Annotated in this window: 13 protein-coding genes; 4 read left to right on the forward strand and 9 right to left on the reverse strand. The window is 74.1% G+C overall.

The window, feature by feature from the left end; translation table 11 throughout:
* Window positions 1-24: 24 nt before the first annotated feature.
* The 8 genes from HNR21_RS26355 to HNR21_RS26390 form a co-directional block, all read right to left on the reverse strand.
* Window positions 25-765: a pseudouridine synthase gene (locus tag HNR21_RS26355; RefSeq protein ID WP_182707330.1), complete on the reverse strand. Its 741-nt coding sequence runs from the start codon at window positions 763-765 to the stop codon at window positions 25-27.
* Window positions 762-1,352: an SMC-Scp complex subunit ScpB gene (scpB, locus tag HNR21_RS26360; protein ID WP_182707331.1), complete on the reverse strand. Its 591-nt coding sequence runs from the start codon at window positions 1,350-1,352 to the stop codon at window positions 762-764. Before scpB ends, HNR21_RS26355 begins: the two co-directional genes overlap by 4 nt.
* Window positions 1,349-2,260 carry a segregation and condensation protein A gene (locus HNR21_RS26365; protein ID WP_312881291.1) on the reverse strand — a complete coding sequence of 304 codons (912 nt, stop codon included), beginning with the start codon at window positions 2,258-2,260 and terminating at the stop codon, window positions 1,349-1,351. The genes scpB and HNR21_RS26365 overlap by 4 nt, the downstream gene beginning before the upstream one ends.
* Before the next feature lie 67 nt (window positions 2,261-2,327).
* Entirely contained in the window at window positions 2,328-3,191 is an 864-nt protein-coding gene (locus HNR21_RS26370) for a ParA family protein (RefSeq protein ID WP_182708845.1), read from the reverse strand.
* 154 nt (window positions 3,192-3,345) lie between these two features.
* Window positions 3,346-4,269 (reverse strand): tyrosine recombinase, encoded by a 924-nt coding sequence (locus HNR21_RS26375; RefSeq protein WP_119732009.1) that lies wholly within the window; start codon window positions 4,267-4,269, stop codon window positions 3,346-3,348.
* An 83-nt stretch (window positions 4,270-4,352) separates the two neighbouring features.
* Window positions 4,353-4,997, reverse strand: coding sequence for an NUDIX domain-containing protein (locus HNR21_RS26380; protein ID WP_182707333.1), 645 nt, complete (start codon window positions 4,995-4,997; stop codon window positions 4,353-4,355).
* Window positions 4,994-6,676: a CTP synthase gene (gene pyrG / locus HNR21_RS26385; RefSeq protein ID WP_182707334.1), complete on the reverse strand. Its 1,683-nt coding sequence runs from the start codon at window positions 6,674-6,676 to the stop codon at window positions 4,994-4,996. Before pyrG ends, HNR21_RS26380 begins: the two co-directional genes overlap by 4 nt.
* 219 nt (window positions 6,677-6,895) lie before the next feature.
* On the reverse strand, window positions 6,896-8,386 hold the full coding sequence (locus HNR21_RS26390) for a coiled-coil domain-containing protein (RefSeq protein ID WP_157995986.1): 1,491 nt from the start codon (window positions 8,384-8,386) through the stop codon (window positions 6,896-6,898).
* Between the two features lie 285 nt (window positions 8,387-8,671).
* Between HNR21_RS26390 and pip the strand changes: the two genes are divergently transcribed.
* From pip to HNR21_RS26410, 4 genes are all read left to right on the forward strand, one after another.
* Window positions 8,672-9,631 (forward strand): prolyl aminopeptidase, encoded by a 960-nt coding sequence (pip, locus tag HNR21_RS26395; RefSeq protein ID WP_182708846.1) that lies wholly within the window; start codon window positions 8,672-8,674, stop codon window positions 9,629-9,631.
* 175 nt (window positions 9,632-9,806) lie between these two features.
* Entirely contained in the window at window positions 9,807-10,973 is a 1,167-nt protein-coding gene (locus HNR21_RS26400) for a thiolase family protein (RefSeq protein WP_182707335.1), read from the forward strand.
* A gap of 3 nt (window positions 10,974-10,976) precedes the next feature.
* Window positions 10,977-11,375, forward strand: coding sequence for a Zn-ribbon domain-containing OB-fold protein (locus tag HNR21_RS26405; RefSeq protein ID WP_182707336.1), 399 nt, complete (start codon window positions 10,977-10,979; stop codon window positions 11,373-11,375).
* Window positions 11,376-11,427: 52 nt separating this feature from the next.
* A complete protein-coding gene (locus tag HNR21_RS26410) occupies window positions 11,428-12,582 on the forward strand; it encodes an NAD(P)H-dependent flavin oxidoreductase (RefSeq protein WP_182707337.1) in 1,155 nt (384 codons plus the stop codon).
* Window positions 12,583-12,589: 7 nt separating this feature from the next.
* Here HNR21_RS26410 and HNR21_RS26415 read toward each other — a convergent pair whose 3' ends face one another.
* Window positions 12,590-13,660 carry an SGNH/GDSL hydrolase family protein gene (locus tag HNR21_RS26415; protein WP_182707338.1) on the reverse strand — a complete coding sequence of 357 codons (1,071 nt, stop codon included), beginning with the start codon at window positions 13,658-13,660 and terminating at the stop codon, window positions 12,590-12,592.
* Between the last annotated feature and the right edge of the window lie 26 nt (window positions 13,661-13,686).

Genomic DNA, 13,686 nt, shown 5'->3' on the forward strand with positions numbered 1-13,686 from the left:
CCCAGCCGTGCGTCGGCCCGAGCGTCAGAGCCCGACCGCCTTGTACAGCTCGCCGATCTCCTTCATGGTCAGCGCGCGCAGCCCGCCGGACTTCAGGTGTCCCAGCTTGATCGGGCCGAACTCGGTACGGGCCAGCCGCTGCACCGGGTGCCCGGCCTCCTTGAGCATCCGCCGCACGATGTGCTTGCGGCCCTCGTGCAGCGCCACCTCCACCAGCGCCCGCCGGCCGACCTGCTCGACCAGCTTGAACCGGTCGGCGCGGGCCAGCCCGTCCTCCAGCGGGATGCCGGCGCGCAGCCGCTTGCCCAGGTCCCGCTTGACCGGCCCCTGGATCTCGGCCAGGTACACCTTCTGCACCCCGTAGCTGGGGTGGGTGAGCCGGTGCGCCAGCTCGCCGTCGTTGGTGAGGAGTATCAGCCCCTCGGTGTCGGTGTCCAACCGGCCCACGTGGAACAGCCGTTCGGGGACGTCCACGAAGTCGGCCAGGGACTTGCGGCCGCGCTCGTCGGACATGGTGGACACCACGCCGCGCGGCTTGTTGACGGCGTAGTAGCGCATCTCCGGGCGGGTCTCCACGCGCAGGCCGTCGACGTGGATGACGACCTTGGCCGGGTCGACCCGGGCGCCGAACCAGGACACCACCTTGCCGTCGACCTTGACCCGGCCCTCGGCGATGAGCTGCTCGCAGTGCCTGCGGCTGCCCACCCCCGCGTCGGCCAGGGCCTTCTGCAGGCGTACGCCCTCGTTGTGGGTGTCGGTGTTCACGTGCGGTCGTCCTCGAGAATGTCGTCGGGTATGTCGTCGGGGAGGAACGGGGCCAGGTCGGGCAGCTCGTCCAGGCTGCCCAGGCCCAGCCGCTCCAGGAAGTACCCGGTGGTCCGGTACAGATGGGCGTTGGTCTCCGGGTCCTGACCAGCCTCCTCGATCAGGCCCCGCAGGGTGAGGGTGCGCATCACGCCGTCGCTGTTGACCCCCCGGATGGCCGACACCCGGGCCCGGCTGACCGGCTGCCGGTAGGCCACCACCGCGAGGGTCTCCAGCGCCGCGGTGGTCAGCCTGGCCTGCTGCCCGTCGGTGACGAAGCGCTCCACCACCGGCGCGCACTCGGCGCGGGTGTAGAAGCGCCAGCCGCCGGCGACCTCCCGCAGGTCGAACCCGCGGCCCTGGGCGGTGTATTCCGCCGACAGCTCCCGCAGCGTCGCGGCGACCTCCCGGCGGGGCCTCTCCAGGATCTGCGCCAGGGTGACCTCGGTCACCGGCTCGTCCACCACCATCAGGATCGCCTCGAGCGCGGCCCGCAGGTCCGGCTGCGCGGACTCCTCGGGCGTCTGCTCGCCCATCGTCGCGGTCATGCCCGTTCCTCTTCGCCGGACCGGTCGCCGGACCGGTCGCCGGCCGGCTCCCGGGCGCCCTCGTAGTCGTCGGCCACCGCCACCTCGCCCTCGTCGCTGCCGGTCCAGGTGACGTGCAGCTCCCCCATCGGCTCGGCCTGTTCGAACGTCACGGCCCTCTCCCGGTACAACTCCAGCAGCGCCAGGAACCGCGCCACCACCTCGAACGTGCCCTGCGCGTCGGCGGTCAGCGTCCGGAACGTGGCCCGCCGCAGCCGCCGCAGCTTGGCGACCACGATGGCGGCCTGCTCGGTGACGCTGGCCTTGGGGGTGTACATGTGCTCGACCGACACCCCCGGCGGCGGGCCCTTGGGCGCCAGCGCCCTGGCGGCCAGCCGGGCGAACTCGACCGGCCCGAGCCCCAGGAACACCTCCGGCAGCATGTTCGCGAACCGGGGCTCCATCGGCACCGCGCGGGGGAAGCGGCGGGACTCGGCGGCCATCCGCCCGGCGAGGACCTTGGCGACCTCCTTGTAGGCCCGGTACTGCAGCAGCCGGACGAACAGCAGGTCGCGGGCCTCCAGCAGGGCCAGGTCCTCCTCGTCGTCGACCTCGCCGGACGGCAGCAGCCGGGCCGCCTTCAGGTCCAGCAGCGTCGCCGCGACCAGCAGGAAGTGGCTGGCCTGGTCCAGCTCCCAGTCCGGGCCCCGGGACCGGATGTAGGCGATGAACTCGTCGGTGACCCTGTGCAGCGACACCTCGGTGATGTCGAGCTTGTGCTTGGAGATCAGCGCCAGCAGCAGGTCGAAGGGGCCCTCGAAGTTGTCCAGACGGACCTGGAAGCCCTGCGGCTGCCCGGTGTCCGCGGCGTCCGCCTGCGGTGCGGCGGCCCGCGGGTCGCCGGTGTCGGGGGCGGCGGCGTGCTTCACACGTAAGACCGTAACGGAATCGGGCCGATGACCAGGCATCGGCGGGCCGTCACGGCCCCGGCCGCGCTCAGCCGGCCTGGTTCCACCTCACCAGGACCTCCTTGGCGAGCTCGCGGTAGGCGTTGGCGCCCATCGAGGAGGGGTCGAAGTAGGTGATCGGCTCGCCGGCCACGGTGGCGTCGGGGAACCGCACCGTCCGGTTGATCACGGTGTGGAACACCCGGTCGCCGAACGCCTGCACGATCCGCTGCAGCACCTCCCGGGTGTGCAGGGTCCGCGAGTCGTACATGGTGCCGAGCACGCCGTCGATCTGCAGCTCCGGGTTGATCCGGGACTGCACCTTCTCGATCGTCTCCATCAGCAGCGCGACCCCGCGCATCGCGAAGTACTCGCACTCCAGCGGCACCAGCACGCCGTGGCTGGCGGCCAGCGCGTTCACCGTGAGCAGGCCCAGCGACGGCTGGCAGTCGATGAGGATGTAGTCGTACTCGGGGACCGCCGGCTTGAGCGCTCCGGCGAGGATGTACTCGCGGCCGACCTCGTGGACGAGCTGGACCTCCGCGCCCGACAGGTCGATGTTGCTGGGCAGCAGGTCCATGCCCTCCACGCCGGTGTCGATGACGATCTCCTCCCAGGAGACGTTGCTCTCCAGCAGGAGGTTGTGGACCGTCAGGTCGAGCTGGCGGGGGTCGCCCTTGCCCAGGCCCACCGACAGGGCGCCCTGCGGGTCGAAGTCGACCAGCAGCACCCGGCGGCCGACCTCGGCCAGCGCCGCGCCCAGGTTGATGGTGGTGGTGGTCTTGCCGACGCCGCCCTTCTGGTTGCAGACCGACACGATGCGCGCCGGCCCGTGCTCGGTCAGCGGCTCGGGCTCGGGGAACTCGGGCAGGGGCCGCCCCGTCGGCCCGATCGCCTGGCGGGGGTCGGTCAGGGCTGCCGAGAGCTCGCTCTCGGCGGCCTCTGGCGTACTGGTCACGGCTTCGAACCTTCCCGGGGCCTGGTTACCGTCCAAAACGGGGACTTTAGGGTTCCGTCGCCCCGGTCTCAAGCCGACGCGCGCGGTGACACCGATTACCCGGATCCGGTCAGATCCCGGCCCGGGGATGGGATTCGGCGTACACGTCGCGCAGTAGCCGGTCGGCGCCCGGGCCCTCCCCCGCCGTCCCGTCGGCGTGCCCGAGCAGCCGCCGCACGATCCGCGCGTCGGCACCGCCGTCCAGCAGATGGGTGGCGAACGAGTGCCGCAGCGTGTGCGGGGACACCCCGGCCAGCCGGGCCCGTTCGGCGGCGGCCCGCAGCACCATCCAGGCGCCCTGCCGGGACAGCCGACCGCCGCGGGCGTTCAGGAACAATGCGGGACCGGCCGCGCCGTCGCGGGCCAGCCGGGGGCGGGCGCGCAGCAGATAGGCCTGCACGGCCCGGCGGGCGTGCTCGCCGACCGGCACCAGCCGGGTCCGGCCGCCCTGCCCGGCGACCCGGACCAGCCCGGCGGCCAGGTCGACGTCGCCGGTGTCCAGCCCGACCGCCTCGGAGATCCGCGCCCCGGAGGCGTACAGCAGTTCCAGCAGCGCCCGGTCGCGCAGCCCGCGCGGGGTGTCGTCGGGCGCGGCGGCGGCCAGCAGCCGTTCCACCTCGGCGACCGAGATCGCCCTGGGGGCGCGGCGCGGCGCGGCGGGCGCGCGCACCCCGGCGGCGGGGTCGGCGGGGGCCATGCCGCGCTGCGCGGCGAACCGGTGCAGCCCGCGGACCGCCGCCACCGCGCGGGCCGCCGACCGCGCCGACAGCGGTGGCCGTCCGGGCTCGCCCTCGCGCAGCGCCGCCAGGAAGTCCAGCACGTCGGCCTCGGTCACCTCGCCGATGGCGTGCCGGCCCCGGGCGGCCAGCACCCGCACGTAACGGCTCAGGTCGTGCCGGTAGGACCGCAGGGTGTTGGCGGCCAGCCCGCGCTCGGCGGCCAGATGCGCCAGATAGCCGTGCACGGCCGTGTGCAACGCGACCTCCGCCGCCACGTTCGGCACTCCCGTCCCGCTCGTACCCGCCGGTATCGGACCCGCCCATCATGCCGGGTCCGCGGCCGGTACGCGGCCGAACGTCAGTCCTCCGGCGCGTCGGCGGGGCGCAGCCCGGTCCAGCCGCGGGCGCGGGCGGCGTGGGCGGCCAGGATCCCGTTCACCGCCATCGAGTTGTGGATCTGCCCGCGCAGCACCTTGGCCACGGCCTCGTCCAGCGGCACCCACGCCACCGGCATGTCGGCCTCCTCGTGCACCCGCTCGAAGTCGATCTCCTCGGGCGGCACCTCGGTCAGGCCGCGGGCCAGGAACACCCGGATCCGCTCGTCGGACATGCCGGGCGAGGGGAACGCGTCGACCAGGGTGTGCCAGTGCTCGGCCCGGTACCCGGCCTCCTCCAGCAGCTCCCGCGCCGCCAGGTCGCGCAGCGGCTCGCCGGGCACGTCGCGCAGCCCGGCGGGCACCTCCCACAGCAGCCGCCCGGCCGGGTGCCGGTACTGGCGGATCATCAGCACCCGGTCGGCCTCGTCGATCGCGACGACGCCGACCGAGCCCGGATGGACGACGGCCTCCCGGGTGACGACCTCCATCCCGTCGCCGCCGCGCATCTTCACCCGGTCGACGCGGACCCGCACGACCCGGCCCCGGAACGCCTCGGCGCTGTCCACGACCTCCCAGCGTTCCGGTCGGTCGCAGATCTCCTCGACGGGCTCGGGCAGGGCGCTCATGAGGCGGCGACCGCGTCGGCGCCGCGCCGGGCGGTGGCGTACTCGATGGCCGCCGCGACCAGCCCGGCGAACAGCGGGTGCGGGCGGGTCGGGCGGGACCGGAACTCCGGATGCGCCTGGGTGCCGACGAAGAACGGGTGCGCCTCGCGGGGCAGCTCCACGTACTCCACCAGCCGCCCGTCCGGGGACAGCCCGCTGAACCGCAGCCCGGCCTTCTCCAGCTGCTCGCGGTACAGGTTGTTGACCTCGTAGCGGTGCCGGTGCCGCTCGCTGGCGCGGGGCACCCCGTACAGCTCGCGGACCAGCGACCCCTCGGCCAGCTCGGCCGGGTACAGGCCGAGCCGCATGGTGCCGCCCATGTCGCGGTCGCCGGCCACCACGTCGAGCTGGTCGGCCATGGTGGCGACCACCGGGTGCAGGGTGTCGTCGCTGAACTCGGTGCTGCCGGCGTCGGTCAGCCCGGCCAGCGACCGGGCCGCCTCGATCACCATGCACTGCAGGCCCAGGCAGATGCCCAGCAGCGGGATCCGGTTCTCCCGGGCGTGCCGGACCGCGCCGATCTTGCCCTCGATGCCGCGCACCCCGAACCCGCCGGGGATCAGCACCCCGTCCACGCCGTCCAGCATCTGCCGGGCGCCGGCCGGGGTGGCGCACTCGTCGCTCTTGACCCAGCGGATGTTGACCCGCGCGTCGTTGCCGAACCCGCCGTGCCGCAGCGCCTCGGTCACCGACAGGTACGCGTCGGGCAGGTCGATGTACTTGCCGACCAGCGCGATGGTGACCTCGCGGGCCGGCCGGTGCACCCGGCGCAGCAGCTCGTCCCAGGCGCCCCAGTCCACGTCGCGGAACGGCAGGCCGAGCCGGCGCACCACGTAGGCGTCCAGGCCCTCGGCGTGCAGCACCTTGGGGATGTCGTAGATGCTGGCGGCGTCCACCGCCGACACCACGGCCTCGCGGTCCACGTCGCACATCAGGCTGATCTTCTGCTTGAGCCCGTCGGTGATCGGCCGGTCCGAGCGGCACACGATCGCGTCGGGCTGGATGCCGATGCTGCGCAGCGCGGCCACCGAGTGCTGGGTGGGCTTGGTCTTCAGCTCCCCGGACGGCCCGATGTAGGGCAGCAGCGACACGTGCAGGAAGAAGCAGTTGTCGCGGCCGATCTCGTGCCGGATCTGGCGGACCGCCTCCAGGAACGGCAGCGACTCGATGTCGCCGACGGTCCCGCCCACCTCGGTGATCACCACGTCCACGCCGGGCTCGGCCATGCCGCGGATGCGGTCCTTGATCTCGTTGGTGATGTGCGGGATGACCTGGACGGTGTCGCCGAGGTACTCGCCGCGCCGCTCCTTGGCGATCACGTTGGAGTACACCTGGCCGGTGGTCACGTTGGCCGACCCGTGCAGGTCGGTGTCCAGGAACCGCTCGTAGTGCCCGATGTCCAGGTCGGTCTCGGCGCCGTCGTCGGTGACGAACACCTCTCCGTGCTGGAAGGGGTTCATCGTGCCGGGGTCGACGTTGAGGTAGGGGTCCAGCTTCTGCATGGTGACCCGCAGGCCCCGCAGGGTCAGAAGCCGGCCCAGGCTGGACGCCGTCAGTCCCTTGCCGAGGCTGGAGGCGACACCGCCGGTGACGAAGAGATGCTTGGTAGGACGCTGGCTACCAGTGGCTGCCGAAGGCAAAAAGGACACTCCCGTGGTCGTCGCATGGCGGACCCTCGACCGCCCTGTCCACGGGCCACCAGGATATCAGCAGGTGGGCACGGCCGGGTCCGGGATGCCCGGCCCCGCCGCCGGAACGCAGGCCGGCGCCCCGCCGCGCCGCCGGAACCGGTGCCGTGGCCGGGAACGCACGACGGCTCCGGCGGCCGATGGCGCCGGAGCCGTCCGCCGTGCGACGGATCAGACCCGCGGCACGGCGTTGGGCATGATGGTGCGCAGCTGCCGGGTCAGCTCGTCGATCAGGTTGCGGGCCTGGTCGGCGGCGGTCCGGGCGGCGTCGCGCTCCTGGGACATCTCGGCCAGCGCGGTGCGCTGCTCGGTGACCGCCTGCGCCAGCTGGTCCACCCACTGGTCGCGTTCGGCCAGCTTCTCGGCGATCGCGTCGCGCTCGGCGGCCAGCTGCCGCATCGCGGCCACCGCGTTGTCGCGCTCCCGGCCGGCCTGCTCGGCGCGGCCGCGGGCCAGCGTGGCCTCGGAGTCGGCGCGGGCCTGCGCCTGCAGCGCCGCCTCGCGCTGCTTCTCGGCGGCCATCGCTGCCTCCAGCGCCTGCTGCCGCTCGGTGTCCAGCTCGGCCGCGCGCCGCCGTTCGGCCTCGGCCTCCTTGGTCGCGGCGGCGACGGCGTGCTGCAGGTTGGCGGCGGTCAGCTCGGCGTCGCTGAGCTTGGCGCGCACCGCGGCCAGCTCGGCGTGCGCGGTCTCCAGCGCCCGCGACAGCTCGGCGGCCTGCTCGGCCATCCGGTCCCGCTCGGACTCCACGCCGCGCCGGGCGGCGACCGCGTCCTCCATCGCCCGGTGCGCCTCGTCGCGGGCCTCGCGCATCGAGTCGCGCTGGGCCATCGCCTGGCGGGCGGTGTTCTCGGCCTCGGCCGTCCGCTGCTCGGCCTGCGCGCGGGCCTGGCCGGCCTGCTCGGCCTGGGCGCGGGCCTGGTCGGCCTGGGCGCGGGCCTGCTCGGCGCGCCGCTCGGCCTCGGCGGCCCGCAGCTCGGCCTGCTCGGCCTGGGCCAGCGCCTGCTCGGCCTGGGCGCGGGCCTGCTGGGCCTGGTTCCAGGCGGCGGCGGCGTCGCGCTGCGCGGACTCCCGCTCGGCCTGCAGGGCGGCGATCTGCGCCGCCGCCTCGTTGGCGGCCTCGGCCATCCGCCGCTCGGCCTCGGCGGCCCGCAGCTCGGCCTGCTCGGCGCGCCGCTCGGCCTCCACGGCCCGGCGCTCGGTCTGCTCGGCCTGGCCCCGGGCGCGCTGCACCTCGCCCCACGCCGCGGCGGCGTCGCGCTGCGCGGACTCCCGCTCGGCCTGCAGGGCGGCGATCTGCGCCGCCGCCTCGTTGGCGGCCTCGGCCATTCGCCGCTCGGCCTCGGCGGCCCGGCGGTCGGCCTGCTCGGCCTGGCCCCGGGCGCGCTGCACCTCGCCCCACGCCGCGGCGGCGTCGCGCTGCGCGGCCTCCTTCTCCTGCTGCAACGTGGTCAGCTCGGTGGTGGCCTCGGCGACCTTGCGCTCGCCGGCGGCCAGCGCGTCCCCGATGAGGTCGGCCATCTGCCGCAGCCGCTCGACGATGTCCCAGGGCTGGGCGTCGTGCTGCTCGCCGGGCCGGGCGGCCTGCTGCGCCGCCGCGGACGCCGCGGGCACCACGGGCTGCGGTCCCGAGTCGGGCCCCAGTACCGGCCATGCCGAACCCATGTCCTGGACCGGCCGGTGACCCGATCCGTTGAGATCGCTCACTTGTCCCCTCGCCTGGAGGCTCGGAGCCGCGTTCGCCGGCTCACCCTGCATCCTTGGTTGGCTCTTGGTCCGCTGCGTTCGTCGCCCGGAGGCTCCCCACAACGTTCCCCCACGCACTCTAGTCCCGATCAGCACAGCGTTTGCCCTGTTTGGGTTTGAGAACGAGGATCTCAATGCGTTGTCAACACCGCGTACACCCCGCGGACGGCTCCGCCGCCGGTGCGACAATCGCTGGTCATGGAGTTGCGCACGCTGTATCCGCCGATCGAGCCGTACGACGGCGGGCTGCTGGACGTCGGTGACGGAAATCAGATTTATTGGGAGGTCTGCGGCAATCCCGACGGCCGGCCCGCGGTGATGCTGCACGGCGGGCCCGGCGGCGGCTGCACCGCCGACCACCGCCGTCAGTTCGACCCCGAGCGGTACCGGATCGTGCTGTTCGACCAGCGCAACTGCGGGCGCAGCCGGCCGCACGCCGCCGACCCCGCGGTGTCGCTGGAGCACAACACCACCTGGCATCTGGTCGCCGACATGGAACGGCTCCGCGAGCACCTGGGCATCGACCGGTGGCTGGTGTTCGGCGGGTCGTGGGGCAGCGCGCTGTCGCTGGCCTACGCGCAGCGGCATCCCGACCGGGTCACCGCGCTGGTGCTGCGCGGGATCTTCATGCTGCGGCCGTTCGAGCTGTACTGGTTCTACCAGGAGGGCGCCTCGCTGATCTTCCCGGACGCCTGGGAGCGGTACGTGGCGCCGATCCCCGAGGAGGAGCGCGAGGACCTGATCGCCGCGTTCGGGGAGCGGCTGGAGTCGCCCGACCGGGAGGTCCGGGTGGCGGCCGCGCGCGCCTGGTCGCAGTGGGAGGCGACGGCGCTGACCCTGCGGCCCCGGCCCGACCTGATCGAGCACTTCGGCGACCCCGACTACGCGGTGGCGTTCGCCCGGATCGAGAACCACTACTTCCGCAACGAGGGGTTCTTCGAGGAGGACCAGCTGCTGCGGGACGTGGACCGGATCCGGCACATCCCCGCGGTGATCGTGCAGGGCCGCTACGACGTCTGCACCCCGCCGGCGACCGCCTGGGACCTGCACCGGGCGTGGCCGGAGGCGGAGTTCCACCTCGTGGACGACGCCGGCCACTCCTACGACGAGCCGGGGATCCTGCACCACCTGATCGAGGCCACCGACCGGTTCGCCGCGTTCTGAGCCGTCCGGTCGAACGGCCGTGCGCCCGGCGGCGCACGGCCGTTCGCCGTCTCCGCCGCCGATCGCACGCCGAACGAACCGGGCGAATCCACCCCAGGGCGACACGCCCCGTACCGAATGTCATTCGGTACGGTGGCGATCGGAACGTTCCGGTCTGGAGGGGCGATGAGGATCCATGGGTGAGGGAGCGGCGATCGCCGGGCTCGGGATGACCGAGCTCGGCAAGGTGTACGGGCGCAGCGCGCGCCGGCTGGCCGCCGACGCGGTGCGGCGCGCGGTCGCCGACGCGGGGCTCGGCCTGGCCGACCTGGACGGGCTGGTGGTCAGCCACGGGCTGGGCGGCTCCCCGGGCATCGAGCTGGCCGACACGCTCGGCCTGCGCGACCTGCGGGCGCTGACCCAGATGAACGCCTTCGGCGCCACCGCCGGGGCCATGATCGCGTACGCCGCCATGTCGGTGACCAGCGGCGCCGCGACCACCGTGGCCTGCGTGTTCGCCGACGCGCCGCTGCGGCCCGAGCGGTCCTCGGGCGCGGCGTACGAGCGCAGCGCCCGGGAGTGGCACGGCTACGGCGGCATGACCGCCGCGCTGGGCTTCCGCAGCGTCAACGCCCTGTACGCGCTGGCGGCGCGGCGGCACATGGCCCGCTACGGCACCACCAGCGAGCAGTTCGGCGCGATCGCGGTCAGCACCCGGCAGTGGGCGACCATGAACCCGCTGGCCCAGATGCGCGACCCGATCACCCTGGCCGACCACCAGAACTCCCGCTGGGTGGCCGAGCCGCTGCACCTGCTGGACTGCTGCCTGGTGTCCAACGGGGCGATCGCGGTGGTCGTCACCTCCGCCGACCGGGCCCGCGACCTGGCCCGCCCGCCCGTGCACATCTGGGGCTGGGGGCAGGGCCACCCGGGGCACCGCAGGGAGCGTGGCAGCGAGTTCGGGCTCACCACCGGCGCGGCGGTCTCCGGGCCGATCGCGATGAAGATGGCCGGGGTGACCGTCTCCGACATCGACGTCTGCGAGCTGTACGACTGCTACACCTACACGGTCCTGGTCTCGCTGGAGGACTACGGGTTCTGCGCCAAGGGCGAGGGCGGGGCGTTCGTGGAGTCCGGGGCGCTCGGGCCGGGCGGCGCGCTGCCCACCAACACCGGCGGCGGGCAGCTGTCGGGCTACTACATGTGGGGCATGACGCCGCTGTCGGAGGCGGTCGTCCAGGCCCGCGGCGACGGCGGCGAACGCCAGGTCGCCAAGCACGACGTGATCCTGGTCAGCGGCAACGGCGGCATCCTGGACCACCACTCGACCCTGATCCTCAGCCCGCACCGGAAGGGGGCCTAGGCCGTGGAGATCGGCATCCTGCGCAGGGACGGCCGCACCGACCCGTTCTTCGACGGCGCGGCCGAGGGCCGGCTGGTGATCCGGCGGTGCGAGCCGTGCGACCACTGGTACGCGCCCGACCAGTCGGGCTGCCCGTCCTGCGGCGGCGACGAGCTGGTGTGGGCGCGGGCCTCCGGGGAGGCGACCCTGGTGACGTGGACGGTGCTGCACGGGCGGCCCGCCGCGGACGGCACGGTGCCGCCGCCGGCGGTCCTGGGGCTGGTGGAGCTGGCCGAGGGGCCGTGGCTGAACGCCCGGCTGGACGGCGTGGACGCGGCCGCGCTGCAGGAGGGGCTGGCGCTGCGGGCGTCGTTCGTCCATCCCGCGGAGGGCGAGCCCTACCTGTTGTTCCGGCCGGTCTGAACAGGGGCGCGACACTGGACCGAATGACGTTCGGTCCAGTAGCGTGCGCGGCATGCGCACCGAGGTCTGCGAGATGTTCGGCATCGAGTTCCCGCTGTTCGCCTTCAGCCACTGCCGTGACGTGGTCGCCGCGGTGACCAACGCGGGCGGCTTCGGGGTGCTGGGCGCCGTCGCCTACACCCCCGACCGGCTCGAGGAGGAACTGCGCTGGATCGACGAGCACGTCGGCGGCCGGCCGTACGGGGTGGACGTGCTGGTGCCCGCCAGGCTCGACCTCGGTGACGCCTCCGGCGGGCCGGGCGGGGGCGGCGGGCCGGCGGCGATGCTGGCCGCGGTCCCGCAGGAGCACTGGGCGTTCCTGCGGGACCTGTTCGACCGGCACGGCGTCCCGCTGCCGGACTTCGACGCCGCCCGCCGCTCCACCGCCCGGGGCGCCGGCGAGCAGGTCACCGAGCAGGGCGCCACCGACCTGATCGAGGTCGCGCTGGCCCACCCCATCCGGCTGATCGCCAGCGCCCTCGGCACCCCGCCGCCCCGCATGGTCGAGGCGGCCGAGAACGCCGGCGTCCCGGTCGCGGCGCTGGTCGGCACCGCCGAGCACGCCCGCCGCCAGGTCGCCGCCGGGGTCGACCTGATCGTCGCCCAGGGCGGCGAGGCCGGCGGGCACACCGGCGAGATCTCCACGATGGTGCTGGTCCCCGAGGTGGTCGACACCGTCGCGCCGCTGCCCGTGCTGGCCGCGGGCGGCATCGCCACCGGACGCCAGATGGCCGCCGCGATGGCGCTCGGGGCGTCCGGGGTGTGGTGCGGGTCGGTCTGGCTGACCACCGAGGAGGCCGAGACCCCGCCGCACGTCAAGGCCAAGATGCTGGCCGCCGGCTCGCGCGACACCGTCCGCTCCCGGTCGCGCACCGGCAAGCCCGCCCGCCAGCTCCGCTCCGCCTGGACCGACGCCTGGGAGGGCCCGGACAGCCCCGGCACACTGGGGATGCCGCTGCAGATGGTGGTCGCCGAGGGCGCCATGCGGCAGATCAACAAGGTCGCCGAGAGCGGCCACGAGGGCGCCCGCGAGCTGGCCAACTACTTCGTCGGCCAGTGCGTGGGGCTGATGAACACCGTGCGCCCCGCCCGTCAGGTCGTCTACGACATGGTGCAGGAGTTCGCCGAGGCGCTGGACCGGCTCAACGCGATCACCGGCTCCGGCTGACCGGCGCTCACCGGAACTGGTGCAGCGGACGGCCCGGGCCGGTGCGGATCTGCTGCACGAACAGCCGGGCCAGGGCCTGGTAGCCGGCCTTGGTGGGGTGGAAGCTGGCCGGCTCGGCCGACAGCGCCGACAGGTTGACCTTGAGCCCGTTCACGTACGGGTCCGGGCTGCCGATCTCGTGGCCGGAGAACGCGTGGTAGGCGTCGATGAACTCCACGCTCCCCTGGCCCTCGGTCGCCGCGATCTGCCGGTCCCGGTCGGCCGCCACCTGGCGGATGACCTCGTTCAGCTCGCGGGCCCGCGCGTTCAGCCACTGCTGGTCGCCGACGCTGATGTTGTCGGCGTACGCCCCGGAGCGCTCGGCGAAGATCCGCGGATAGCCCAGCACGATCACCCGGGCGCGCGGGGCCCGTTCGGTGACGGCGTCGAGCACGGTGGTCAGCGAGTACCGCAGCGCGGCCATCCGCTCGGCGATCTCGGGACCCTGCTCCCGGCAGGCCCGGCTCCACGGCAGCCGCACCACGCAGCCCGCCAGCACCCGGGAGAAGCCCACGTCGTTGCCGCCGACGCTGATCGTCACCAGGCTGGTCCCCGGCCCCACCCGGCCGGTCTGCGGCGGCTCCCCCGACTTGCCCTTCAGCACGCTCGCCGTGGTCGCCCCCGCGCACGCCCAGAACGCCGTGCCCCCGGCGAACCGGAACCGCCTGGCGACATCGTGGTAGTAGGCGTGCGACGTGCGGTGACACCGGTTGGTGGGATCCAGGTCGGCGGCCGTCCCGTACGCGCCCTCCCCGGACGAGTACGAGTCCCCCAGCGCCACGTACTGTCCCCACGTGGCGGCCTCCAGCGGCGTGAGCCTGCGCGCGGCGCTCCGCGTCGGCTCCGCCGCCGGCGCCTTGACCGCCGGCGCCTCACGGCACCCGGCCCCGAAAACCTCGCACCGCACCGCGGGGAACGCGACCAGGGGCCCCACGGCCACGAGCACCAGAACCACCAGCACCACGAACGCCCGCCCCCGCTCCCCGAGCCGGGGCGAGCGCTCGCCCTCACTCCGCAGCCACGTCCTCGGCCCGCCCATCGCCTTCCCCTCGCACACCGGGTACG

It is taken from the genome of Thermomonospora cellulosilytica (assembly GCF_014138835.1).
Classification (GTDB): domain Bacteria; phylum Actinomycetota; class Actinomycetes; order Streptosporangiales; family Streptosporangiaceae; genus Thermomonospora; species Thermomonospora amylolytica.